This window comes from Paenibacillus sp. Y412MC10, assembly GCF_000024685.1.
GTDB lineage: Bacteria > Bacillota > Bacilli > Paenibacillales > Paenibacillaceae > Paenibacillus_AQ > Paenibacillus_AQ lautus_A.
Genome location: NC_013406.1, coordinates 203,880 through 229,703, shown reverse-complemented (window position 1 = coordinate 229,703; position 25,824 = coordinate 203,880). Strand labels below are relative to the sequence as shown.

The following is a 25,824-nucleotide window of genomic DNA, read 5'->3' as shown; positions in this document are numbered from 1 at the left end:
CGCGTTAACGATCACGCCCGCTAACGTCGAGGTCAGCCACTCTCGATCATGCGTGTTGCGTTTGATATCGAATTTAAGGACTTACTTTTCCATCAGCATTTCAAAGCAATTTAGCAGCAGCACATACGTCTGCTCGAAGGTGAGCTCCCCTTTCGGGTTGAACTGATTCTTGGCCATGCCGTTCATTAAAGAGAGGTTAGTCGCTTGGTATACTTGTTCCTTCGCCCATGGCGAGATGCTGCTGTCGTCCGCAAATCGAGAAGCCGAAACGGATCCGGTTGATGCCGGTCTGCCTTTCAGTTCATTCGTCTTGGCATACACCTGAAGGATCAGCGCGGCAGCCTGTTCTCTGGTGATGGTCGCTCGCGGCGAGAAGGATTGAGGCGATGTGCCGTTGATGATACCGTTTTGGCTTGCCCACGTCACGGTCCAATCATCGACGTCCTTAAACGGGGTCTTAACGTCGGTGACATCCTTATATAGATCCTGTCCCAGCATGGTCTCGATCATATGTACCGCCATCTCCGTAAACTCCACCCTGGTGATCGGCTGCTGATAGGATCGGTCAAACGGCCAGCCGATAATGCCATTCGCTTTTGCCTTCATGTAATCCGCTTGAGCCCAGTTACTCACTTTGCCATCAGCCGGACCATCATTCACGTTAACGTAGACCCGGCTTCTTGACTCCAGATAATCATTGACAGAGATCCATGTCGATCCCTTGCCTACGGCTTTGACCTTGCCGTTTGCATCAATCTCCACGATCCGGTTATCTCCGCTTTTGAACGTATTGCCGCTGGTCTGCAGTCCGTCGGTGAGGCCCATTTGAAGGGTTTCCCCCTTTTGAAGCTGAATATCGTAGCGGGCCAACAAACCAGGCATCATTTTGAAAAACGTCGTGGTGAACTCGACCTGTGCCGCGCTTCCGGAAGCGGTATATAGACCCGTGATCTGAACGGTGAAGGCATCGTCCGACGCAAAATCGCCTATGCCGTCAGGCCTAAAAATGACGGCAAACGGCACGCCGTAATAGCTGGTCTGCACATTGAAATATTTGCCCGATTTATCGTTGTCGCTTTTGTCAAAGCTCCACTCTTTCCCGTCCCTGACACGGGTCAATTTCACTTGAATCTGATCCGTTCTTGTCCGGTCATACTTTTGCGGGTTCAACGACACCGACCATGGATCGTTTGTCTTAAAAACCTCTTCCGGAAAATATCCTGCAGACGGCCAGGCGATGTAATCATACTGAACTTCGGAAGCCGGGCGGCCCTTGTCCATCGAGTACATCGACGCATAGGCAACGTTGTTGGCGTTATGTACCATGCCGAACATGGTCTGTTTCATCTCCGGATTGATGATCCACCGGCGGTGTCCGACGCGGTCGATATTCGTAGTACCGCTATCCGCCATATAACCAAGGACATTGTCATAAAAGGTCGGGCTGCCCCCGTAAAGGTTGCTTGTCCTCGCTCCTTCCTTCGCTGAAGCGTACAGCGAATCGTCCATGCCGGCCGGCATGGTTGGATAATGGCTCAGCTTTTGATGCAGAGCGTTTACTAGCGCTGCCGCCTGCTGCTGCCCTGCAAGCGAAGGGTTGGCTGTCACGTCATCGGGCAGGCCGGATAGGTATCTTACAAAGTTGACGGCGCGAAGGCCGTCCTCGATATATTCCGGTTTTATCGTCCCTGCCTTATAGGGTACGGCGACGCTTGGCGATTCCATGTAAATTCGTTCAGGCCCCATGTAGGATGTGCCAGTATCCATGGGTTTGTACTGCTGCCATTTATTCAGGATATCCTGCTTCGTTCGATCTCCCGTCAGCTGCTGAACGTCAGCCGCATGGGCATCGGGGGCCGATAAGACTGCTGCGATCAGCATAGCCGCAGGCAGAATCAGCCATTTTCTCGATCGTTGGAGTGATCGTTTCATAGATTCAAGCCACCTTACTTCTAGTATTTTTCCTATAACTTCCGTCTTCATCATTATAACGGCAAATATAGGAAACTTGAACTATAAAAAGATAGGCTTGTAGATCTACTAGAGTATCCCGGCCGTCGCACAGCCTATTCCATTCCAGCTTCCCGATTTTAACAGCGACCGGAGACGATATACGCACCGCCCCACGGCACGATAACAGAGTGTGCAGCCTTCGATCTCTTCTTCTCCCACGCCCAAAAGCCCGGCTCATGTGACTTCACAGAGCTGAGCTTTCTTCTTTGCACTGCTATGAAATACTCACAATCGGCTGCACGCCTCCCCCCCTGCTCAGGTGCGTATATCGGTGGAGGAGCAGCGCGTTCGCCTTTAAAATCGGGAAGCTTCCCCAGCTTATCCCATTCCAGCTTCCCGATTTTAACAGCGACCGGAGACGATATACGCACCGCCCCACGGCACGATAACAGAGTGTGCAGCCCTAACCCCGCAGATCTCAAATGAATGCAAAAAAGCCCAGCTCCCTCTAAAACAGGAGCCGGGCTTTCTCTTATTTCAATTATTTTTGCTTCAGGTTGTAGAACGACTTCAAGCCGTTGTATTGAGCAAGCTCGCCCAATTGGTCTTCGATGCGAAGCAATTGGTTGTATTTCGCAACACGGTCGGTACGGGAAGGAGCACCCGTTTTGATTTGACCCGCGTTAGTAGCCACTGCGATATCAGCAATCGTGCTGTCCTCGGACTCACCGGAACGGTGGGAGATGACAGCCGTGTATCCTGCGCGTTTTGCCATTTCGATCGCATCGAAAGTTTCAGTCAATGTACCGATTTGGTTAACTTTGATCAGGATGGAGTTACCGATACCCTCGTTGATGCCTTTTTCCAGACGCTCCGTGTTCGTAACGAACAGGTCGTCACCCACGAGTTGAATTTTGTTACCCAATTTCTCGGTGAGCAATTTCCAACCTTCCCAATCGTCCTCGGAGCATCCGTCTTCGATGGTTACAATCGGGTATTTGTCTACCCAAGAAGCGAGCAGGTCAACGAATTCTGCCGGCGTGAAGGATTTGCCTTCGCCTTCCAGAACATACTTGCCATCTTTGAAGAACTCGGTGGAAGCAACGTCCATACCCAGCAATACATCTTCGCCTGGCTTGTAGCCGGCTTTTTCGATCGCTTCGATGATGGAAGACAGTGCATCTTCGTTGGACGTGAAGTTAGGAGCGAAGCCGCCTTCGTCACCAACCGCCGTGTTCAGGCCTTTGCCCTTCAGAACGGATTTCAGGTTGTGGAAGATTTCAGCGCCCATGCGAAGAGCTTCTTTGAAGCTAGGTGCGCCAACAGGCAATACCATGAATTCTTGTACGTCAACGTTGTTGTCCGCGTGAGCGCCACCGTTCACGATGTTCATCATAGGCACTGGAAGTTGTTTGGCGTTGAATCCGCCAAGGTATACATACAGCGGAAGATCCAAAGCATCAGCAGCAGCGCGAGCTACAGCCATGGATACGGCCAAGATGGCGTTCGCACCCAATTTGCCTTTGTTTGGCGTACCGTCCAAAGCGATCATCAGCTTGTCGATGCCGAGCTGGTCCAGAGCGTCCATGCCGATCACTTCAGGAGCGATGATTTCGTTCACGTTCTCAACGGCTTTCAGAACGCCTTTGCCCAGGTAACGGGATTTGTCGTCGTCGCGAAGCTCAACAGCTTCGTGAACGCCAGTGGAAGCGCCGGATGGAACGATAGCGCGACCGATTGCACCGGATTCCAGGTATACTTCAACCTCTACGGTTGGATTGCCGCGGGAGTCAAGGACTTCGCGTGCATATACATCAGAAATAATAGTCATGTGTATAGTCTCCTTTGAAATGTTATGTTTATGTTCCATTATGAACTACTTATTTACGTGCTGCAATCATGGAGGTTCCCGTCATCTCGTCAGGCTTCGGCAGCCCCATCAGATCAAGAATCGTTGGCGCGATGTCGGCCAGAATACCGCCTTCACGCAGCGTTACGTTCTCATCCGTTACGATGAACGGAACCGGGTTCGTGGTATGCGCGGTAAATGGACGGCCATTCTCATCGAATACCATGTCCGCATTTCCGTGGTCAGCCGTAATGATAACCACGCCGCCTTTGGCAAGAACGGCATCCACCACTTTGCCAACGCACTCATCGGTGGTTTCTACCGCTTTAACGGTAGGCTCCAGCATACCGGAGTGACCAACCATGTCCGGGTTCGCGAAATTCAAGATGATCGCGTCATGCTTATCCGCTTCGATTTCTCTCACGCAGGCATCCGCCACCTCATAGGCGCTCATCTCCGGCTTCAGATCGTACGTCGCCACTTTCGGCGAGTTGATCAATACGCGCGTTTCGCCTGGAAGCTCAACATCGCGTCCGCCGCTGAAGAAGAACGTCACGTGCGGGTACTTCTCGGTTTCCGCAATGCGAAGCTGCTTCTTGTTGTGCTGAACCAACACTTCGCCCAGCGTGTTGTCCAGATCCTTCGGCTTGTAGGCGACGAAGCCTTCCACCGTCTCGCTGAACAGCGTCAAGCAGACAAAATGCAAGCTTTGCGGGAACTTCGGTCCGCGATCGAAACCACGGAAATCTTTGTTCGTGAACACTTGTGACAGCTGGATCGCACGGTCAGGGCGGTAGTTCAGGAAGATGACGGAATCTCCGCTCTCCACCAGACTTACCGGTTCTCCCGCGCCATTTACCATGACGGTCGGCTCTACGAATTCATCATAAACCGATTTCTCGTAGGATTCGGTGATGGCTTTCAGCGGATCCGTATATTTAGGGCCTTCGCCGTACACCATCGCACGGTAAGCCTTCTCGACGCGGTCCCAACGCTTGTCGCGGTCCATTGCGTAGTAACGACCGGAAAGCGTAGCGATTTGGCCAACCCCCACTTCCTCAATCTTCGCAATCAGATCCTTAACGAACTGCTTGCCGCTGTCCGGTGCCACGTCGCGTCCATCCATGAAACCATGGATGTATACGTCATGGAAATCTTCCTTCTTGCAAAGATCCAGCATCGCAAACATGTGCTCAATGTGACTGTGAACGCCACCGTCGGATACCAGCCCGTACAGATGCAGCTTCTTGTTGTTGTTCTTGGCAGCGCGAACGGCTTCCACCAGCGTTTCGTTCTCGAAGAATTCTCCTTCGCGAATCGACTTCGTGATGCGGGTCAAATCCTGATACACGATCCGGCCTGCGCCGATGTTCAAGTGACCCACTTCGGAGTTCCCCATTTGACCTTCCGGCAAGCCTACGGCTTCGCCGCAAGCGGTCAACGTGGTGTTCGGATATTGCTTCAAATACCGGTCGTAGTTAGGCTTGTTCGCTTGAGCGACCGCATTGCCCACCTCGGTGTTGCGAAGCCCGAAACCGTCCATGATGATCAGAGCTACGGGTTTTGGAGCAGACATTTACTTCGCCCCCTCAACGAGTGCGATGTAGGAAGCCGGTTGTAGACTTGCACCACCAACGAGCGCGCCGTCGATGTCGCTTTGTCCCATATACTCCGCTACATTTTCAGGCTTCACGCTGCCGCCGTATTGAATGCGGACTTGGTCTGCAACGGTTTCGCCGTACAGGCCTTTAACGAGTTCGCGAATATAGGCGATGACTTCATTCGCATCCTCTGCCGTGGAGGATTTGCCCGTTCCGATTGCCCAGATTGGCTCGTAAGCAATAACGACATGAACCGCTTGATCAGCAGGAACACCTGCGAACGCTGCTTCCGTTTGTACTTTGCACACGTCTTTGGTTTGGCCGGCTTCGCGTTCTTCCAGCTTCTCGCCAACGCATACGATCGGAAGAAGACCATGACGGAATGCCGCATGTACCTTCTTGTTCACGATCTCATCGGTTTCAGCAAAATACTGACGGCGCTCGGAATGTCCAATAATGACGTAGTCCACGCCCAGGTCTTTCAGCATCAAGCCGCTGATTTCACCCGTAAAGGCGCCATTGTCTTCGAAATGAAGATTTTGTGCACCGATTTTGATGTTCGTGCCCTTTGCCGCTTCAACCAATGCAGGAAGATTGGTAAACGGCGCGCAGATCACGCTTTCCACGCCTTCTACTTCCGCTTTGCCTTTCACATCTTCAATAAATGAAGTTGCTTCCGGAACAGTTTTGAACATTTTCCAGTTACCAGCTATGATAGGTGTTCTCACACGATTCACTCCTTTATTCCCCCGAAGATTCTCCAGGGTCCAAACTTCATCCACTTGCTATCCAATGTAATTCCTCATTCTATTTATCGTTCAGTGCCACAACACCAGGAAGTGCTTTGCCTTCCATGAACTCAAGAGATGCACCGCCGCCTGTCGAGATGTGATCCATCTTGTCGGCAAGGCCGAATTTCTCCGCTGCTGCAGCCGAGTCGCCGCCGCCGATAATCGTGTAAGCTTCCGTTTCCGCACAGGCCTGTGCCACTTCACGAGTACCGTTGCTGAACGGAGCGATTTCGAATACGCCCATAGGACCGTTCCACACGACAAGTTTGGAGTTCTTGATCACTTCTGCATACTTGGCGCGAGTCTTAGGACCGATGTCAACGCCTTCCCAATCGGCTGGGATGCCGTCGATATCAACGACCTTGGTATTCGCGTCTGCGCTGAATTCGTCCGTAACGACGATATCTTCCGGCAGGTAGAAGTTTTTGCCCAGCTCTTTGGCTTTTTCGATGAAACCGAGTGCCACATCAAGCTTCTCTTTATCAAGCAGAGATTGACCGATTTCATGGCCTTGAGCTTTGAAGAACGTGTAAGCAAGTCCACCGCCGATGATGACATTGTCAGCAAGCGTAAGCAGGTTGTCGATCACGTCGATTTTATCCTTAACCTTCGATCCACCGATGATGGCGGTAAAAGGACGGTCCGGATTCGAAAGGGCTTTGCCGAGAACGGACAGCTCTTTCTCCATCAACAATCCCGATACGGCCGGAAGATGATGAGCAATCCCCTCTGTCGAAGCGTGCGCGCGGTGAGCAGCACCAAACGCGTCGTTCACGAACAGATCGGCCAGCTCAGCGAATTGCTTCGCAAGTTCCGGATCATTCTTCTCTTCACCAGGGTAAAAACGAACATTTTCAAGTACGAGCACATCGCCGTTTTGCAGCTTCTCGACTTGAGCTTTAACGGCTTCTCCTACCGCTTCATCCGCTTTGGCTACCGGTTTGCCGAGCAGTTCCGACAGACGCTGACTCGCCGGAGTCAGGCGCAAAGATTCTACGACCTCTCCTTTGGGACGACCCATGTGGCTGGCCAGGATGACTTTCGCTCCTTGCTCCACCAGATACTTAATCGTCGGCAAAGTCTCGCGAATACGAGTGTCGTCTGTAATTTTACCATCTTCGAGCGGTACATTGAAATCGACGCGGACAAACACCCGTTTGCCGCTTACTTCTACATCACGTACACTTTTCTTGTTCATCTCCACGTTCCTCCTAAGAAAACTATTCTCCTCACCGACAGCATGCAGTTGCTCTCGTATCTCTCTCTATCGTCTAACCAGCGCCCGGATTCTTATCTATTCTTCCCAGTGCTCTGGCATGAAAACAAGGAAAAACCATGAACCAAAGAGGAGACCCGTGAACGGAACTCCTCTTCGGTTGAATGGCTAGATCAATTACAGACCTTTGCTTGCGATGTAAGCAGCGAGGTCAACGACACGGTTGGAGTAGCCCCACTCGTTGTCATACCAAGAAACAACTTTCACCATGTTGTCGCCAACTACCATCGTGGAGAGCGAATCGATAGTGGAAGAAGCTGGATCGCCATTGTAGTCGCTGGATACAAGCGGCTCTTCGGAGTAGTTCAAGATGCCTTTCAGCGGGCCTTCAGCAGCTGCTTTCAGCGCTCCGTTTACATCTTCAAGGGTTACGTTTTGGGACAGCTCAACTACGAGGTCCGTTACGGAAACGTTCTTCGTAGGTACACGCATAGAGTTACCATTCAATTTGCCTTTCAATTGTGGCAGAACGAGGCTAACCGCTTTAGCAGCACCTGTTGTGGAAGGAATGATGTTTTCAGCAGCTGCACGAGCACGACGCAGATCTTTGTGCGGCAGATCAAGCACTTGCTGGTCATTCGTGTAGGAGTGAATTGTAGTCATCAATCCTTTAACGATACCAAAGTTCTCGTCAAGAACTTTTGCAAAAGGAGCCAAGCAGTTCGTCGTACAAGAAGCATTGGAGATGATGGTGTGGCTAGCAGCATCGTATTTGTCTTCGTTAACGCCCATAACGATGGTGATATCTTCGTCAGTAGCTGGAGCGGAGATGATAACTTTCTTAGCGCCGCCTTTCAAGTGAGCGGAAGCTTTGTCTTTCGCTGTGAAAATACCAGTGGATTCTACAACGATTTCAACGCCGTACTCAGCCCAAGGCAATGCTTCAGGGTTACGCTCAGCGAATACTTTCACTTCGCGGCCGTTGACAACGAGTGCGCCTTCTTTAGCTTCAACAGTTGCATTCAGTCTGCCATGAGTCGTGTCATATTTCAAAAGGTGTGCCAGCGTTTTTACGTCCGTCAAATCGTTGATTGCCACGATTTCAACTTCGCTGTTGTTCAGCGCAGCGCGGAATACGTTACGTCCAATACGTCCAAAACCGTTAATACCTACTTTAACCATGAGTAGTTCCCTCCATATTTGTAAAATTTATATATTCAAGATTGGCCGTTAAGCCAATCAAGACAACAAAAATGAAAAATCAGTTGTACGCCCGCGGACTCAGATGCCGGCGTCAATTTCCTTCTCGACTTCCAATGCCGCGGCTTCATCCGTAACGAGAATGTCCTCGTGCCCGAATTTCAGCACCGCGTGAATCGCTTTGCCCTTGCCTTGCCCTCCAGCAATGCCGATGATGGTCTCCGTCCGCATAATATCCTCAAGCCGGAGTCCAAGGGTAAGCATTTTGTGGACAACTTCGCCATCTTCGCTGAAATAATAGCCGAAGGATTCCGCGATCGCGCCATCTGCCTGCAAGTTCCGGATAGAGCCTTCATCCAGCTTCCGCCGTCTGGCCATCTCCATGGCATCCCCGATGCCGTGAATAATGACGCGGCTGCGCCTGATCACATCCACGATCTCTTGGATGTGCTGATCCTGAACCAACGATTGATAAGCATCCTCGCTGAGCAGATCCGGAACATGAAGCAATCGGTACTCAGCCCCAACGCGCTTAGCCATTTTGGAAGCAATGGTGTTCGCTTGAATCTCCATGCTCTCCCCGAGGCCGCCACGCGCCGGCACAAACCAAGTGCTTGTCAACGGTTCGCCGCCAGGCAAAGAGGACATCTGCTCTGCCACTTCGGCGAGCGTGGAGCCGCCTGTTACGGCAATCGTATCTCCATCCTGGACAAAGTTAAGCAGCGTTCTTGCTCCGGCCCGGCCAAGCTCACGTTTGACTTCCGGAGATGACTCGCTGTCACCGGGAATAATGACCACTTTACGAAGCCCGTAAGCCTGACGAATCTTCTCTTCCAGTTCAACCAGTCCGAACAACTCATTCATGACCGGTTCCAACTCCTCCAGCAAGCATATCCCTGAGCCGCTGATCCGCATGCCGAGCGTTTCAATCTCGATCAGCCCTTGCGCTTTCAGAAGATCAGTCTCTGCTCTGAGAACACGCTCGGTCATCGATAACGATGAAGCCAGTGTTCTTCGGCCAACAATTCCGGACAACTTGATCTGATGAAGGATGGTATACCTTCGTTTAAGAGTGTCCATCAGATCCGGCAGAAGTTGCTCTTGTATTTCTAATAGGTTACGCATGCATTCCACTCCTGCAAACTTCGTCTCGGCTCTCCTACCTGGTCGTAAAATGTCCCAGTTAAACTTTTTAAGTCCCACCCTTATTCTAACCAATAATCATGCCGGTTGCAAGTGTCCGAAAGTATATTTCTCTACCCCAGGCATTCTTATACATTATGGCCAACTACCGGCTCGTCTATATAATAGGAACAAAGTTTTGTCCGCTATTGTATTTTTGAAATAGATGCGGTATAATCAACTTCGTTGCTGATTTTTGTGCGCCCGTGGTCCAATGGATATGACGTAGGCCTCCGGAGCCTGAGATCGAGGTTCGATTCCTCGCGGGCGCGCCATTATAACATTTATTCTCTATACTGATTACCCTAAAGTGCCCATAACGGCTCTTTTTTTTACTCAATAGTTTGACTTTCTTTGACTTTTTGATTTAAATTGTTTATCATGTGGGTAATACGGTAACAGTATTTATATGAGGTACTTAAGAGGAGGTTTTCCACGTGAGTTTTATACCTATGGTCGTTGAACAAAGCAACCGCGGTGAGCGGGCGTACGACATCTATTCCAGATTGCTGAAAGACCGCATTATCTTCCTCGGCTCCGACGTAAATGACGTGGTCGCCAATTCCATCATTGCCCAAATGCTGTTCTTGTCGGCTGAGGATCCCGAGAAGGATATTCATCTTTACATCAACAGCCCTGGCGGTTCCATTACCGCAGGTATGGCGATATTCGATACGATGCAGTTCATCAAGCCGGACGTCTCGACGATCTGTGTCGGCATGGCTGCTTCCATGGGCGCATTCCTGCTCAACGCAGGCGCTAAAGGCAAACGTTACGGACTGCCTAACAGCGAGATTATGATTCACCAGCCGCTCGGCGGCGCACAAGGTCAAGCCACGGATATTGAGATCCGTGCCCGCCGCATTCTGAAAATGCGCGACAAGCTGAACCGCATCCTGTCCGAACGCACCGGCCAACCGCTGGAGCGCATCGAGAAGGATACTGATCGCGACTACTTCATGACGGCTGACGAAGCCAAAGAGTATGGACTGATCGATCAAGTACTGGAAAACACACCGCCGCAAGGCTTATAAAAGAAATGAAGTAAAGGGCAGGCGCCGTTATCCGGTGCCTGCCTTTTCTTATCCTCTGGATTCATTGAAAACTTCGAGTACTAAATAGTGAGAGTATCCCCTTCGGTCGCTGTTGAAATCGGGAAACTGGAATGAATTGAAAAAGGTTGTTTCCCGATTTCAAAGGCGAACGCGTTGCTCCTCCAAGGATACTCTCACTTCGGTACGATTTTTTCAATAAAACATAAAGACGGTAAGGCCATCCCCCTCCTAAAAGGCCTGTCTTAACTTGAGGGGAGGGGAAAAAGGGTACGCCTATGGTGAGATACACAAAAAAACCCCTTGATCATAGGGCGCAGGAGTATATGCTCCACGCTCAATTGATCAGGGGATTTATCGCAACGGGTTCCAGCACAGTGTTACATCAGGACAGCATCATGTATCTAAACAAGCTATAGTATGAAATTTAATGATTACAGTTTACACAAACCGCCTATCATATACTCTTACTTCCACTCTTTCAGCTTCAGCTCAAACTCAGGAAATCCATAGGCATAGGCGGTGTACTCATAAAGCTGGAAGTACAGCACCGCCGCGTTATCCTTCACGTAGAAGTCGGCATCGGCAGGCACTCCCTCAAAACCGCCGAGGTAACCTCCCTCTTTCTTCATCTTGCTCAGCACAAGGTTGTTCAGCTTCTGCTTGTTCTTGCCCTGCATGTTAATGAAATCGCCCAGCTTCATTTGCTTGCCGTCCTTCAAGGAGAACGTGAAGCTTTTACGGAAGGTCATGCCATGGGCACCGCCGGTGTACGAATAATCATACGCCGTAATGCTCAGGATGTCGTTCTGGTTGTAATGGACCACGAAGTCACCGCTGAATTCGTAAGGGAAACTGGATTCCGACGGCGGGAATTCCTCGGCGTTTCCTTCCGCACCGGTGATTACGCCGGACGCATTTTCTTTCAACACTTTGTTGATTTCGGCTTGGACCTCTGCATTATCGAGTCCGCTGATTACAGGATAATTCACAACAGCGTCTACGCCCTGAATATTCTTCTTGAGCGCAACCGATTTAATGGTAATGTCATTCAGCTTCTTCTGTGTCATGCTCAGTGTTTTCAAGGAAGGATTCCATTGTCCCTGAATGCCCATGTATTCGCTGATCGTTTTGAACGGCAGATACAGACGTCCATTGATGATCTGTCCGCCAGGCTCGCCGGCATACGAACCGTTCACCAGAATGCCGATCTCGCTTGCAGCATACACGGCGGCGCTCAGCTTGTTATAGCCGTTACCCAGTGTATACGTGCGGTTTTTGGAATCATATTTAAGAGGCATCCCCAGACCATCCCGCAAAGCGGTAGCTGGCACATAAGTTACCCCATGCAGCACTAGACCTTTTTGTGACAAGGTTTTGCCGTTCCATTTCAGTACAACTTCATTCTTCGACGTTTTTTGGCTGGCGGAAACGGGTGCCTTAGCGGCGCTTGCATCGATGACCTGTCCGCTCAAACCAAGACTACCAAGCAGGACACTAGTTGCAATTAATGATGCACATACACGAAATTTAGGATTCATATCAGAATTCCACCTTTGTTAAATTAAGTTTCCGTTAGTTGTTAATCTATTACCCTTAATCATTATAAGGAAAGCTTTCAATGTATTGGTAACAAAGTGAATGACAATTTTGACTCCATGCCATAGGACCTATACATTCTCATGATTCTTTCCGGACGAACGCCGCTGCGCTAAGAAACACACCGAACAAGAGAGCACTTGAACCCGCAAGCAGCAGTAGTTCACTGCCTTGGACAACGTAAGCAAGAAGAATCAAACCGATGCCAACGAGTGCACTGTGAATGCTCGTCAGCAGCAGATGCAGCGCGCTTTTCCTGAAAAAATTCAGAAATAAAACAGCCGCGATGCCTGCAACAATCAAAGCAATAAACCCCATGCTCGTCAGATCACTCAAGCTGCTTCTTCCTTTCCGGGATACCCCATTTATAAAAAACGGGCCTAAACGGTATACAACCTCCTTATATATAACAACGAAAAGGATCCTGAAGTTGTGGTGGAATTCCTGAAAATCGGCCAATTCTTCCCACTTTGGGACTAATGTCTCATTCTGCTCTGCAAAAAAAAGAGCCCATCCCCTTTAGGGGACAGGCTTCCTTTATTACAAAAAGATGAAGAACCGAAGCTTATATTAACGACCGCTCTTCAGTTCGGTCCATAAACGATCATAGACGGAGAGCGAGTCACCGACATTATCGAGCCACTCGGTACGGCCCAGCTCCTCTTCCGTCAGGTTGATCATCGTATTGGCGCGGTATTCCTCGCTATGGAATTCCATTGCTTTGGTGTTCGGATTGCTGTATCCGATAAATTCATAGTTTTTGGCGCTGACTTCGGGCTCCATCATGAAGTTGATGAATTTCTCGGCCAGCTCCTTATTCTTCGCACCTTTAGGAATCGCGTAGTTGTCCGAGAATATGGTCGCTCCTTCTTCAGGCACCACGTACGCTACATCCGGATTCTCCGCCGCGATGAACGCCGCGTCTCCGGACCAAACCGTGGCAATCCAGCCTTCCTCCTGAATCATCTTCTGCTTAATATTGTCCGTATCAAACGCAAGGACATTCGGCAGCAGTGTCTTCAGCTCATCGGATGCAGCCGTGATTTCCGCCTCATCCGTGCTGCTGTTGGATTTCCCTTGCTTTTTCAGCGCCATGCCGATCATTTCCCGGTTGTCGTCCAGAAGCAGGACTTTGCCCTTGTATTCCGGATTCCAGAGGTCTTCCCAGCTGTTGATTTCGTCCTTCACATACTTCTTGTTATATGCAATTCCCGTTACGCCGGACGTGTATACGATCGAATATTTATTGCCCGGGTCATAAGACGGATCTTTGAAAGTATCCGTAATATTGACGAAGTTCGGGATATTATTCATGTCAAGCGGCTCAAGCAGCTCCGATTCAATCATCGTTTTGACCATATAATCGGACGGCTGAATGAGGTCATAACCGCTGCCGCCAGCCTTGATCTTAGCCAGCAGGTCTTCATTGTTCGCGTAGTTGTCGTAGGTTACCTTCACGTCGAACTTCTCCTCAAAGTCCTTCAGCACCTCCGGATCGAAGTTATCCGCCCAGCTGTAAATATGAAGCGTCTCCTTATCCGAGCCGCAGCCGGCCAGCAGTCCTACAGACAATACCGCAACCATGCCTGCCGCCAGCAGGCGGGTCCATCTTGATTTTTTCAATTCAATATCTCCTCTCTTTCCACTTGCATGTTTTAGTTTTATATCGAAAAAAGCGTTTCTATCGCTTAGATCGGTAATGTTTTGTGTTTCTTCTGCCCATTGCCGCGGTTAAGAATATATTGGGCTAACAGGATCAGCGTGATGCTGACCAGTATGAGCAGCGTGCACAGCGCGTTGATCTCTGGCGAGATGCCGCGTTTCACCTGAGCGTATATATAGATCGGCAGCGTTGTTGAGCTTGGGCCGGCGACGAAAAAGCTGACCATAAAATCGTCCAGCGACAGCGTGAAAGCAATCAATGCGCCGGAGATAATGCCCGGTGCAATCTGCGGCAGCGTGACGTGCCGGAACGTTTGCCAAGGCGTGGCGCCCAAATCCTGGGCCGCCTCATCCAGCTGTTTGCCCATGCCCGACAATCTGGCCGTTACCACAACATACACATACGACAAGCTGAACGTGATATGTGCGATGATCACCGTTGTCTTGCCAAGCGGCATGTTCAGTTGACTGAACAGCACCAGCAGCGACAGCCCCATAATAATATCCGGAATAATGACCGGCAGATACAGCAGGCCATTCATGCCGCTGCGGCCTTTACGCCCTAAATTCCGAAGCGAGAGCGCCGCTGCGGTCCCGAGCAGGGTGGAAACGATCGTCGAAATGACGGCCACCGTCAAACTGTTCATCAGCGCTTCCATCACGTGCCGATTCTGAAATAACGATACATACCAATCCATCGTAAAGCCTTCCCAATTGCCGCTAAGCCGCGTATCGTTAAAGGAATAGATGATAATCATGACGATGGGTACATAGATGAAAGCCATCATAAGGAAAGAGTGAACCCCGAGCAGCGGGTGATTCTTCTTTTTCACTTATCTCCCCTCCCCTACGCGTTGATGGCGGGCTTGCATGGCCCGGTTAAAGAGCAGGATCAGCACCAGGGACGTAATCACAAAAATAACCGATAACGCCGCTCCAAAGGGCCAGTTGCGCGCACCCAGAAACTGCTGCTGAATGATATTGCTGATCATGGAGGACTTGGCGCCTCCCAATATATCCGTAACGACAAACATCCCGGAAGTCGATACATAGACAAGAACCGCACCCGTCATGATGCCGGACTTGCTCTGTGGCAAGGTAATATGCCGAAATGCCTTCCATCTGGAAGCGCCCAGATCGCTGGCCGCATCCAGCAGACGTTTGTCCATCTGCTCCAAGGCCACGTAAATCGGCAGCACCATGAACGGAATGAAGTTATACACCATCCCGAGCAGTACGGCGCCGTACGTATACAGCATCTGAATCGGCTCGTCGATCCATCCCGCCCACAGCAGCAGGCTGTTTACCACGCCTTGCGTCCGGAGCAGCAGAACCCACGCATAGGTTCGGATCAAAAAGTTGATCCAGAACGGAACCGTGATCAGAATCAATCCCCAGGTTTGGATACGCGGGGAAGCGTTGGCTATATAATAGGCCAAAGGATAGCTGACTAACAAGCAGATCACCGTAGTCAGCAGCGACAGTACCAAGGTATCCCAGTAGATACCCAAATATAATGGATCAAAAAAAGTCTTGTATCCTTCCAGGCTGAAGGAAAACACGACATTCCCGAGCGAATCCCGCGAGAGAAAGGAAATGCCGACCACGATCAGCATCGGAACGATCAGGAACAGGGATAACCACAGCAGCACCGGAGTCAACAGGAACCTTGATTTCCTCATGGCCCGATGATCACCTCATCCTTGGCGTTCCAGTTCACCCCAACCCGTTCGCCAACCTCCCACGGATGGTCATCCGAAATATCGAGGGCAATCGTGACCTTCATCGGCTCATCGTCCAATTGGACCAGCAGCTTATGAACGCTGCCGAGGTACTGCACATCCTCAATCACGCCGCTCTTCTTGGCACCCGACTCCCGCTGGGGAATGAGTTTCTCCGGCCGTACGGCAAAAAGCCCCTCAGGCGAGGAGAAGACGTTATTCTCCCCTACAAACGTGGCGGCAAACAGCGTTTGCGGTCTCGCATAGATCTCGCGCGGCGTGCCGATTTGCTCTACCCGTCCATGGTTCATGATGACGATCCGGTCTGACAGCATCATGGCTTCCTCTTGGTCGTGCGTTACATATACAAACGTGATCCCGAGCGTCCGCTGCAAATGCTTGAGCTCGGACTGCAGGTTCTTCCGCAGCTGCAAATCCAGCGCGCCGAGCGGTTCATCCAGCAGCAGCACCTTCGGCTTGTTGGCGATGGCGCGCGCAATGGCCACGCGCTGCTGCTGTCCGCCGGACAGCTGGTGCGGGAAGCGTTCCCGCAAGGCGGTCAGCTGCGTCATCGCAACAGCCTCGTCCACGCGCTCCTTGATGAGCTGGCGCGGCATTTTTTTCATTTTCAGTCCAAAAGCGATATTATCTTCTACGGTCATATGCGGAAACAGAGCATAGTGTTGGAATACCAAATTCAAATCCCGCTTGTTCGCAGGCATATCCGTCACATTCTGACCCGCCAGCCATACCTGTCCTTCGGTCGGCTGCTCGAATCCTGCTATCATTCGGAGAATCGTCGTTTTGCCGCAGCCGCTGGGGCCCAGCAAAGTCAGGAATTCCCCTTCTTTAATGGAGAGCGACAGCGGATGCACGACCGCTTGTCCCTGAAAATGCTTCTCGATCTGGACAAGTTCAATCACATGCATCAACCCCTTCTTCAAAATGTGACCTGTTCGTTTCCATGTGTACATCCTATTACCAGTATGCACAAAAACGTTCTCCACTAAGAAGAAACGGTCCTACTGCCTGTTGTGCTCAGGTTGGCAGAATCCGTTTCTTAAGGGTGGAGGCGGTTAGAAATCTCTACTAAGAAAAAAAAGCCATATCCATGGGTATGGCTTTAAACGTTAGATCAAAGTTCAGTTTTTCGCATATTCACTATACCTCGTTTTCCCCCTATACACAACACTTTTCTGTGTATTTCGACAGGGGAAGGGCCGGATATGGCACCGGAAAATGGTATTTCATTTTTTAAAAAGACATGCTAAAAAAACCGTTCACCCGATAAAGGTGAACGGTTTTCTGTATGCTGCGTCGATTACAGCGACTATTTCAGCTGGTATTGCACGTACAGCTGCGTCGAGATTTTGATCTCGCCCGGCTTCACGGATGTGTTGGCGCCCGCGTCCGCTGCAACGGATTGTGCTTCCATCTGCATTTTTTCGAGACCGTAGATGGTATCTACGCCAACGGAACCTTCAACAATGTTCAGCACGATGCCCAGCTGGCGCTTGGAGGCTTTTGCCATCGCTTGGGCCTTCAGGTCTGCATTCGCCATCGCCTTATCAATTACTTGAGCTTCGAAGGCATCACGATTCTCAACCGAGAAACGGGCGTTGCCGATGGAATTGGCACCGGCATCGGATGCTGCATCGAGCAGGTCCCCGACTTTGCTCAGATCGCGAAGCGTAACTTCCAGGGAATGATAGGCGGTGTAATTTTTCACTTTACGTCCATTCTCATCGGAGTACGTATAGTTAGGCTGTACGTAGAACTGCTCGGTTTTGATATCCTTGTCGTCGATCTTCCAGGTTTCTTTCAACAGCTTCGTAATCTTATCCATTTTCAGCGCATTGCTCTTCTGTGCGGATTTTGCGGTTTCCGCATATGATTCTGCCCCGATGGAAAGATAAACGATATCTGGCTTCACCGAGATCTCGCCTTTACCAAGTACGGTAAGAAGGTTTTGCTGTGCTGCCTCCGCCGCGTGCACCTCGGTTGCTCCGCTCAACCCGACCCAAGCCGTGCTGCCAGTCAGCAGTGCGCCTGCAATCATGATAGAACCTACTTGTTTGACCCATCTTTTCATCTTTGTCAGCCTCCTTCGATATTGGCATCGCTGCCATGCTTGCCTTACCCTTCTAACGTGAGGGCATTGGTAAATGTTGCATCCGAATCGGAGCGTTTTGATATTTTTCTTGTAATAAATTTTTTACGCCCAATTCATTGGTATTTCTAGGCATGATTGGCTATTTAGCCAAATAAGATACCGAATGAAGCCGGAAGCTGCTGTTTAACATGGAAGCCTTAATGGGTAACTAACTTACACGGTGTTAAGAACAGGAGGTCATTATGAAATCATTGCGTGTATTCTACGTGTTCATGTCACTGCTGCTCCTCATGGCCGTTGGCGTTCCCTATGGATCGGTAAGCGCGGCGGGAGAGCCAGCCTCCGGCAAAACCTATCAGATCGGAACGGACGTTACGTTTGCCCCGTTTGAATTCCAGGATGCGAGCGGCAAATTTGTCGGCATCGATATGGATCTGCTGGATGCGATCGCGAAAGACCAGAACTTCAAATACGAGATCAAGCCGCTCGGCTTCAATGCGGCGGTTCAGGCGCTGGAAGCCAATCAGGTGGACGGCGTCATCGCGGGCATGAGTATCACGGATGAACGGAAGCAGAAATTCGATTTTTCCGATCCCTATTTTGATTCGGGCGTTGTCATGGCCATCCGCCAGGACCAGGAATCCATCAAATCCTATGAGGATTTAAGGGGGAAAAAGGTTGCTGTCAAAACCGGTACGGAGGGCTACAGCTTCGCGGAATCCATATCCTCCAAGTACGGCTTCACCATCGTGCCTTTTGACGATTCGGCCCAAATGTATGACGATGTCAAAACCGGCAATTCCGTTGCCTGCTTTGACGATTTTCCCGTACTCGCTTATGGAGTGGAACAGAACAACGGTCTGAAGATCGTTACGGAGATGGAGCCCGGCGCCTCCTACGGATTCGCCGTCAGCAAGGGACGGAACCAGGAGCTTCTGCAGAAGTTCAACGCTGGTTTGGTGAATCTGAAGGCAAGTGGAGAGTACGATCGCATTAAGGAAAAATATATCGGGGAGAATGCCGTAAGCGCACCGAATCAAAGCCGCTGGGGACTAATCGTGGAGTCGCTGCCTTCCCTGCTGAAGGGCCTTGGCAATACGCTGCTGCTGACCATCGTGTCGCTGTTTTTTGCGTTTTTCTTAGGGCTGATCTTTGGTTTCATGAAGGTCGGTCGCAATCGATGGCTCCGGGGCATCGCCACCGTATTCGTGGACATCTTCCGCGGCATTCCGCTGCTGGTGCTTGCCTTCTTCATCTACTTCGGCATTCCGCAGGCGTTCGGCTTTACGATGTCGCCGATCGTCGCAGCGGTCCTGACGCTGAGCTTGAATGCCGGCGCTTATGTCACGGAGATTATTCGCGGCGGCATTCAATCCATTGACCCCGGACAGCTGGAGGCGGCCCGCTCGCTCGGACTGCCATACCGCAAAGCCATGATGAAAATCATCATTCCACAGGCGATCAAAGTCATGATTCCGACCTTTATTAACCAGCTGGTGATCACGCTGAAGGATACGTCCATCCTGTCGGTGATCGGTCTGGTCGAGCTGACCCAATCCGGGAAGATCATCATTGCGAGAACGTTCGCCTCGTTTGATATCTGGCTCGTGGTGGCCATCATGTATTTGGTCGTGATCACGATTCTGACGAAAATTTCGGACCGTCTGGAAAGGAAGGTGCGTCATGGATAAAATCCGCATAGAAGGACTGAAGAAGAGCTTTGGCACGAACGAGGTGCTGAAGGGAATCGATATGCAAGTCCAGGAAGGCGAGGTTGTCTGCGTGATCGGGCCATCGGGCTCGGGCAAAAGCACCTTTCTGCGCTGCATCAACCGGCTGGAGGAAATTTCGGCTGGCAGGGTCTTTGTCCATGATCAGGATATCAATGACCCTAAAACGAACATCAATAAGGCGCGCGAGAACATCGGCATGGTGTTCCAGCATTTTAATCTCTTTCCGCACTTCAACGTGCTGAAGAACATTACCTTCGCCCCGGTCGAGCTGGGCAAGCAAAACGCCGCCGAGGCACGTGCCACGGCGCTGAAGCTGCTGGACCGAGTAGGCCTCTCGGATAAAGCGGAGGCTTTCCCGAGCCAGCTGTCCGGCGGTCAGAAGCAGCGCGTGGCGATCGCCCGGGCTTTGGCGATGAATCCCGACATCATGCTGTTCGACGAGCCGACCTCGGCGCTGGACCCGGAGATGGTCGGCGAGGTGCTAGGCGTCATGAAGGACCTGGCGCGCGAGGGCATGACGATGATGATCGTTACGCATGAGATGGGGTTTGCCCGCGAGGTTGCGGACCGGGTCATCTTCATGGACGGCGGGTATATCGTAGAGGAAGGTCCGCCGGAAGAGGTGTTCGGCAGCCCGAAGCATGAGCGGACGATCAGCTTTCTGGAGAAGGTGCTGTAACGGTGCAGCTGAACCAGCTGTGCGGCTGCATACACCTTGCCTGTGCGCACGGTGAGTGGCCTCGGGGTGCGCTTGGATGGCTGTCGACAGTTCAAAGCAGCACAGCAACCTATGGTCCGGCTGGCCCGTTAGAGTGAAACCTGGTTATTGTACGGCTATGGAATGATATCTGTATGTTATCGTGTGGCTATGGAATGACATCTGCCTATAATCGTACGGTTATGGTATGGCATCTGCCTATAATCGTACGGCTATGGTATGGCATCTGTATGTTATCGTACGACTATGGGGCATCTGCATGATATCGTACGACTATGGGGCATCTGCATGTTATCATTTAGAGCCCACTTCGATGGTTATACGATGGCTGCATGCTGCTTTAGAGCAGCTAACGGACCGAGAGGACCTTATTCGAGGGAAAATAGGGACTTTTCGAAAATTACCGGACCGAGGATCCGTTATTCCTTCAAAAAGGCGGCATTTGCCTATACAAATTCTTGAATAACGGATCTAGTGTCCGCTATTTCCAAATATGGCCGTGATTTCGGCAAATAAGGTCTATGGTGTCCGTTAAACTCCCGAGATTGCCAGGGAAATGTTTATACTACTCTCGCATCATCCCTGTAATGCCTTGAATCACTTATTGCTGGAGTTGCTTGAGTTGGTTGAGTTGGTTGACTTACTTGTAATGTCTGAACTACTTTTATTACTGGTTTGGCTTATAACGCTTATTTCTTGTATTGCGTGTAATGTGTGTAATGCTTGTATTGTGTGTACTCCTTGTAATGCTTGAATCATTTGCATCCTTACCTGTTTTTTTGTATTGCTTGCATTGATTGCTTTTGGTAATGCTTGACTTCCTGTATTCCTATTAATGGTTGAATTGCTCATATGGCTCATATGACTTGTATTGCTACTGCTTGCACGAACGCACTACCTGAACTGTTCCAGCAAATCACCTTCTACTCCCCGTCAGCGGAAAGCTTGTACATATCGCATCGCGTATAACTCCATAAGGAGTAAGGACGACAAGTTCTTACTCCTTATTTATGGCTATGACCCGTCCCCTACTAAAAGTGCCCAGAAGCCAGCCATGGTCCCACGCAGTGACCCCCTTTGCTCGGAACAGCCAAATCACTCCTGGTCCGTGCCCTCCCCAGCTCCTGAAGGAGAGCCCGCAACCATCACCGATTTCTTTGGTTATCCAGCCCCGGCTGCCTCAAACTTTATATAACTCTAAGCACCAAGCCGAACACGATCACTGCTTCGTATTGCCGGAACTCTTGTATGGCACCACCACGGTAAATGCCGATCCCTTCCCCGGCTCCGATTGGACCGTTATTCTCCCTTGGTGGATATCCACGATCCGCTTCACGATCGACAACCCAAGTCCGCTGCCGCCAGCCGCGCGATTACGCGATTTGTCCGCTTTGTAGAAGCGCTCGAAGATATGCAGCTGATCCGAGTCCGACATCCCGACCCCCGTATCGGTCATGGTAACCTCGGCTCCGTCTTCCCCTGCTTTCAGCACGATGGTGATCATGCCGTCCTCGGGCGTGAACTTGATGCTGTTGTGCAGCAAGTTGGTCCACACTTGACTCAGCAGATCCTCCGTCGCCTCAATCTCGACCTCGGCGAGATCCAGATCCACCTGAATCCGCTTCGCCAGCCACTGCGGCTCATGCGCCAATACGACGGCGCGCAGCTGCCCGTCGAGCCGGTAACGGGCCTTTTCAAAGGCAGGCTGATCGCCTTCCAGAGATGACAGCTTCAACAGATTGTCACTCAGCTGCGATAAGCGACGGCCCTCTCCCTCGATGATCTCCAGGTAACGAGCTCTCTTCTCCTCGGTGAGACGTGGATTTCGGAGCGCCCTTGCAAACCCACGAATCGAAGTGAGCGGGGATTGGATTTCATGGGACACGTTGGAGATGAAATCCTGCCGCATCGTCTCCATGCGCCCCAGCTCGCCGGCCATGTCGTTAATGCCGGAAGCAATCATCTTGAACTCCCCGCGCCATTGTTGTTCATCCATCTTCACACTGAAATCCCCTTGGGAGATCCGGCGCATGGCATCCGTTATGGAATTCAGCATGGCCATTTGCCGGTGCTTGAAGAACATCCCCACGACCAGCATGAACAGGAAGAAGATCATGACGCCGACAAACAAGTCGATCAGCTGGACGGCATAATCCCATGGCGGCGTCCCCGTCCAGTTGTAAACAAACCGCGTCACGTAGGTCGCCGCCGTCCATGACGCTCCCAAGACCGCGAAGATTAGGATGGTCTGAATCGTTTCCCGAACGATTTTCCACAAGATTTTGAACGGTCTCCTCATCAGCTCTCACCTGCCTCCAGGCGATACCCCAGGCCGCGCACCGTTCGAATCCTGAACCGGTACTTCTCCTCCGGGAACCGTTCCCGCAGGCGATTCACATGAACGTCCAGCGTGCGTTCGTTCCCTTCAAAGTCATACCCCCATATATCCTCGATCAGCCGGTCGCGCGTCAGTGTGCTCCCCGGATAACTGGCCAGCTTGAAGAGCAGCTCAAACTCCTTTAACGGCAAGGTAAAAACCTCATCGCCGGCTTTGGCCTCATAAGTTTTACGGTTCATCTGCAAGTTCCCGATCGTGACCGTCTGCGATGCGGCTACCTGATATCGCTTCAGCAGCGCTTTGACGCGTACGACAAGCTCCGCGGGTTCAAAAGGCTTCACGAGATAATCGTCCGTGCCCAGCTCAAAACCCTTCACGATCTGTCTCGTCTCCCCTTTTGCCGTCAGCATCAACACCGGAATGCCGGTATTCCTCCGAATCTCCCGGCATAGCTCCCATCCGTCCATATTAGGCATCATGATATCCATCACGACCAGATCGACCGAAACTTGCTCCATCACGGACAGGGCCTCGACGCCATCCGAGGCCTCCATCACCCCTTCCATCCCCGCCTCCTCCAGGAACACCTTGATAAGTTCGCGGATGTTCGGATCGTCGTCCACAACCAATATTTTTGCCATGATGGCCCCCCTTCCTTCTATGGCTCTACAAGCTGCCTTTAAGCCTCGATTGCCTCATTCATCTGCAGCTGCTGAACGGCAAACTCCCTGTACATATCATGCTGCCCGATCAATTCATCATGCGTTCCCCGGCCGGTCACCGTTCCTTTTTCTATAAATATGATCTGATCGGCCCCCACCACCGTGGATAACCGGTGCGCGATAATGATCGTCGTCCGTCCAGCCATGAGGTTCTTGAGTGCCTTCTGCACCTCGATCTCGGAACGGCTGTCCAGACTGGAGGTGGCTTCGTCCAGCATCAGGATCTTGGGATCCCGCAGCAGAGCCCTGGCGATGGCAATCCGCTGCCGCTGTCCGCCCGAGAGCTTCACGCCCCGTTCACCCACATCCGTATCAAAGCCGCTTGGCAGCTCATCGATAAATCCATCGGCATACGCCATTTCTGCCGCTCTTCGAAGCTCAGCGTCACTCACTTCCCGGTCCATTCCGTAACATAAGTTGTCGCGTATGGTTCCGGCAATCATCGGACTTTCCTGCGATACATAGCCGATCAATCCGCGCCAGGAACGTAAGGAGAAAGTATCTATGGGTGTCTTGCCCAAGCGAATCTGTCCCTTCTGGGGCAGGTAGAAGCGCTCCAGCATGGAGAACAGCGTCGTTTTCCCTCCGCCGCTCGGCCCGACCACGGCCGTGACCGTCCCCGGCTCCATCTGAAAGCTGATATCATGCAGCACAAGCTCATCGGGCTTATACCCGAACGAAAGGTTCTCGATCGACACCCGCTGGTTGGCATCCGCCACCTCGTCACCGGCCGTAATGGATTCTTCGTCTGCATCCAGGGTCTCCAATATTCGCTCCGTCGCTCCCTTCGCCTTCTGCAGCTGGGTAAAAAACGTCGTTAACTGCGTCATCGGCATGACGATCTGAATCAGGTACAGGATGAACGCAACCAGCTCTCCCGCGGTCAGTGCTCCGGTGGATACCTGCAGTCCGCCATACCCGATCACCACCACCAGCAGCATCATCAGCACAAAAGACATCAGCGGTGCGATCCAAGCAGAGACTACGCCTTCCTTGATACCGAAATTCAGCAGGTTGGTGATGCCTTTGTTCCCGTTCTCATACTCTCTATTCTCCGCATTCGAGGCTTTAACCAGCCGAATCTCCGACAGCACTTGGCTGATATTCGCCGTAAACGACGCCGTCTCGTCCTGCATGCCCAGCGATATTTTGTACATCTTCCTGCCGAGCGGGACAAGGATCAGCGCCGCAATCGGAATGACGATAAACATCGTCAGCGTCATTTTCCAGTTTAGATAAAGGAGCACCCCAATGGAACCCACAATGGAGATGATCCCGCTAAAGAATCCGGCCACATGGTCCGATATGAGGCTTTTGATCACTCCTGTATCATTCGTCATCCGGCTGACCGATTCCCCCGAACGGTTATGATCGAAATAGCGGATCGGCAGCACAAGCAGCTTTTTCCACAGCCGCTCCCTCAGGGCAGCCACCATCTTTTGTCCCGTATAGCTTAACAGAAAAATCGAGACCCCGGCAGCAATCGTCTGCACCACAAACGCGATGCCGAGCCCGATGATATGGGACCGATTCATATCCGTCAGCGAGAAGCCATCCACCAGGCTTTTCGTAAACATCGGTATGACAAGCCCGACCAAGGTTGAGATCACATTCAGCAGGATCGCCCCGATCAGCAGCAGCATCGGCGGTTTCGTTTCCTTCAATAACCGGAAGAACGCCTGGGAACCTGCTTTCTTGCTCCCGGCCTGTTCTTCGCGCTTGATTTCCTGTATAGCAGTACCCGTTGAACTCATTGTATTCCCTTCCCTTCCCATCCCTTTATATTGTCTGTAAGAAGAGAATATATCAGCAAGTTAAACTGAAGTTAAACGAAGGCTTACGATTCGGAAAACAACGCAAAATAACCCCACCAAGTGGAGCTTATGCTTCGATGCTTATTCCCAATGCTTTGACGGCGACCCCAAAAACGGATTTAAAAAAGGACGGATGTCTCCGCCCCTTCTCTTCCATCCATTCTTATGTACGCGACACACAAGCGAGAATCCAAAGGCAGCGCCTGATAGCAAAAAAAGCCTTGCTGTAACAAGACTTTTCTTAAACTTGAATCACGGTTACCCTATTGGTTCTCGAGTTCCTCTTTGCTCACCAAGTTCACGAGTGAAGTAACCGCTTGCTCAGCGTCAGCTCCCTCAGCACTAATGTAAACTTCCGTTCCTGAGCTGATCGCAAGGCTCATAATTCCCATGATACTTTTGGCATTTACTTTTTTATCATCTTTTTCAACAAAAATTTCAGATGAGTATTTATTCGCTTCCTGAACGAACAGCGCGGCCGGTCTGGCGTGAAGACCCGTCTTTAACCGAACGACTACCGGGTGCTTTGTCATGAAAATTACCCCCTATCTAATAAATCT

21 protein-coding genes and 1 tRNA gene are annotated in these 25,824 nt (G+C 51.2%); 4 read left to right on the top strand and 18 right to left on the bottom strand.

Features of this window, described 5'->3' with window-relative positions:
* Positions 1 to 81: 81 nt before the first annotated feature.
* The 7 genes from GYMC10_RS01110 to GYMC10_RS01080 all read right to left on the bottom strand — a co-directional run bounded on the left by GYMC10_RS01110 (position 82) and on the right by GYMC10_RS01080 (position 9,735).
* Positions 82 to 1,932: an S-layer homology domain-containing protein gene (locus GYMC10_RS01110; RefSeq protein ID WP_012818440.1), complete on the bottom strand. Its 1,851-nt coding sequence runs from the start codon at positions 1,930 to 1,932 to the stop codon at positions 82 to 84.
* 562 nt (positions 1,933 to 2,494) lie between these two features.
* On the bottom strand, positions 2,495 to 3,784 hold the full coding sequence (gene eno, locus GYMC10_RS01105; RefSeq protein ID WP_009593642.1) for a phosphopyruvate hydratase: 1,290 nt from the start codon (positions 3,782 to 3,784) through the stop codon (positions 2,495 to 2,497).
* Positions 3,785 to 3,833: 49 nt separating this feature from the next.
* On the bottom strand, positions 3,834 to 5,378 hold the full coding sequence (gene gpmI, locus GYMC10_RS01100; RefSeq protein ID WP_012818439.1) for a 2,3-bisphosphoglycerate-independent phosphoglycerate mutase: 1,545 nt from the start codon (positions 5,376 to 5,378) through the stop codon (positions 3,834 to 3,836).
* Positions 5,379 to 6,131, bottom strand: a complete 753-nt coding sequence (gene tpiA, locus GYMC10_RS01095; RefSeq protein WP_012818438.1) for a triose-phosphate isomerase — start codon at positions 6,129 to 6,131, stop codon at positions 5,379 to 5,381. It lies immediately after the preceding gene.
* Between the two features lie 79 nt (positions 6,132 to 6,210).
* On the bottom strand, positions 6,211 to 7,392 hold the full coding sequence (locus GYMC10_RS01090; protein WP_012818437.1) for a phosphoglycerate kinase: 1,182 nt from the start codon (positions 7,390 to 7,392) through the stop codon (positions 6,211 to 6,213).
* A 195-nt stretch (positions 7,393 to 7,587) separates the two neighbouring features.
* Positions 7,588 to 8,592, bottom strand: a complete 1,005-nt coding sequence (gene gap / locus GYMC10_RS01085) for a type I glyceraldehyde-3-phosphate dehydrogenase (RefSeq protein ID WP_012818436.1) — start codon at positions 8,590 to 8,592, stop codon at positions 7,588 to 7,590.
* A gap of 99 nt (positions 8,593 to 8,691) precedes the next feature.
* Positions 8,692 to 9,735, bottom strand: a complete 1,044-nt coding sequence (locus GYMC10_RS01080; protein WP_009593661.1) for a sugar-binding transcriptional regulator — start codon at positions 9,733 to 9,735, stop codon at positions 8,692 to 8,694.
* A gap of 257 nt (positions 9,736 to 9,992) precedes the next feature.
* On the opposite strand from GYMC10_RS01080, the gene GYMC10_RS01075 reads away from it, so the two are divergent.
* Positions 9,993 to 10,067: transfer RNA gene (locus tag GYMC10_RS01075), tRNA-Arg, on the top strand.
* Positions 10,068 to 10,229: 162 nt separating this feature from the next.
* Positions 10,230 to 10,826, top strand: coding sequence for an ATP-dependent Clp endopeptidase proteolytic subunit ClpP (clpP, locus tag GYMC10_RS01070; RefSeq protein ID WP_009593635.1), 597 nt, complete (start codon positions 10,230 to 10,232; stop codon positions 10,824 to 10,826).
* A 485-nt stretch (positions 10,827 to 11,311) separates the two neighbouring features.
* Here clpP and GYMC10_RS01065 read toward each other — a convergent pair whose 3' ends face one another.
* The 7 genes from GYMC10_RS01065 to GYMC10_RS01035 all read right to left on the bottom strand — a co-directional run bounded on the left by GYMC10_RS01065 (position 11,312) and on the right by GYMC10_RS01035 (position 17,918).
* Positions 11,312 to 12,385: a PdaC/SigV domain-containing protein gene (locus GYMC10_RS01065; protein ID WP_009593665.1), complete on the bottom strand. Its 1,074-nt coding sequence runs from the start codon at positions 12,383 to 12,385 to the stop codon at positions 11,312 to 11,314.
* Between the two features lie 139 nt (positions 12,386 to 12,524).
* Positions 12,525 to 12,779 carry a hypothetical protein gene (locus tag GYMC10_RS01060; protein ID WP_009593646.1) on the bottom strand — a complete coding sequence of 85 codons (255 nt, stop codon included), beginning with the start codon at positions 12,777 to 12,779 and terminating at the stop codon, positions 12,525 to 12,527.
* 234 nt (positions 12,780 to 13,013) lie between these two features.
* Positions 13,014 to 14,066, bottom strand: a complete 1,053-nt coding sequence (locus GYMC10_RS01055; RefSeq protein WP_012818435.1) for a PotD/PotF family extracellular solute-binding protein — start codon at positions 14,064 to 14,066, stop codon at positions 13,014 to 13,016.
* Between the two features lie 65 nt (positions 14,067 to 14,131).
* On the bottom strand, positions 14,132 to 14,893 hold the full coding sequence (locus GYMC10_RS01050) for an ABC transporter permease (protein WP_175320787.1): 762 nt from the start codon (positions 14,891 to 14,893) through the stop codon (positions 14,132 to 14,134).
* A gap of 45 nt (positions 14,894 to 14,938) precedes the next feature.
* Positions 14,939 to 15,787: an ABC transporter permease gene (locus GYMC10_RS01045; RefSeq protein ID WP_009593648.1), complete on the bottom strand. Its 849-nt coding sequence runs from the start codon at positions 15,785 to 15,787 to the stop codon at positions 14,939 to 14,941.
* A complete protein-coding gene (locus GYMC10_RS01040) occupies positions 15,784 to 16,755 on the bottom strand; it encodes an ABC transporter ATP-binding protein (RefSeq protein ID WP_009593655.1) in 972 nt (323 codons plus the stop codon). Before GYMC10_RS01040 ends, GYMC10_RS01045 begins: the two co-directional genes overlap by 4 nt.
* 401 nt (positions 16,756 to 17,156) lie before the next feature.
* Complete coding sequence (locus GYMC10_RS01035; protein ID WP_012818434.1) at positions 17,157 to 17,918, bottom strand: SIMPL domain-containing protein; 762 nt, start codon at positions 17,916 to 17,918, stop codon at positions 17,157 to 17,159.
* Between the two features lie 272 nt (positions 17,919 to 18,190).
* Here GYMC10_RS01035 and GYMC10_RS01030 point away from each other — a divergent pair, with 272 nt between their 5' ends.
* Together GYMC10_RS01030 and GYMC10_RS01025 are read left to right on the top strand one after the other, a co-directional pair.
* Positions 18,191 to 19,630 carry an amino acid ABC transporter substrate-binding protein/permease gene (locus tag GYMC10_RS01030; protein ID WP_410002335.1) on the top strand — a complete coding sequence of 480 codons (1,440 nt, stop codon included), beginning with the start codon at positions 18,191 to 18,193 and terminating at the stop codon, positions 19,628 to 19,630.
* Positions 19,623 to 20,351 carry an amino acid ABC transporter ATP-binding protein gene (locus tag GYMC10_RS01025; RefSeq protein WP_012818432.1) on the top strand — a complete coding sequence of 243 codons (729 nt, stop codon included), beginning with the start codon at positions 19,623 to 19,625 and terminating at the stop codon, positions 20,349 to 20,351. Before GYMC10_RS01030 ends, GYMC10_RS01025 begins: the two co-directional genes overlap by 8 nt.
* A gap of 1,258 nt (positions 20,352 to 21,609) precedes the next feature.
* On the opposite strand, the gene GYMC10_RS01020 is transcribed toward GYMC10_RS01025, so the two are convergent.
* The 4 genes from GYMC10_RS01020 to GYMC10_RS01005 all read right to left on the bottom strand — a co-directional run bounded on the left by GYMC10_RS01020 (position 21,610) and on the right by GYMC10_RS01005 (position 25,797).
* Complete coding sequence (locus GYMC10_RS01020; RefSeq protein WP_012818431.1) at positions 21,610 to 22,689, bottom strand: sensor histidine kinase; 1,080 nt, start codon at positions 22,687 to 22,689, stop codon at positions 21,610 to 21,612.
* Positions 22,689 to 23,369 (bottom strand): response regulator transcription factor, encoded by a 681-nt coding sequence (locus GYMC10_RS01015; RefSeq protein WP_012818430.1) that lies wholly within the window; start codon positions 23,367 to 23,369, stop codon positions 22,689 to 22,691. The genes GYMC10_RS01020 and GYMC10_RS01015 overlap by 1 nt, the downstream gene beginning before the upstream one ends.
* Positions 23,370 to 23,407: 38 nt before the next feature.
* Positions 23,408 to 25,204 carry an ABC transporter ATP-binding protein gene (locus tag GYMC10_RS01010; RefSeq protein WP_012818429.1) on the bottom strand — a complete coding sequence of 599 codons (1,797 nt, stop codon included), beginning with the start codon at positions 25,202 to 25,204 and terminating at the stop codon, positions 23,408 to 23,410.
* Between the two features lie 323 nt (positions 25,205 to 25,527).
* A complete protein-coding gene (locus GYMC10_RS01005; RefSeq protein ID WP_006207570.1) occupies positions 25,528 to 25,797 on the bottom strand; it encodes an HPr family phosphocarrier protein in 270 nt (89 codons plus the stop codon).
* Between the last annotated feature and the right edge of the window lie 27 nt (positions 25,798 to 25,824).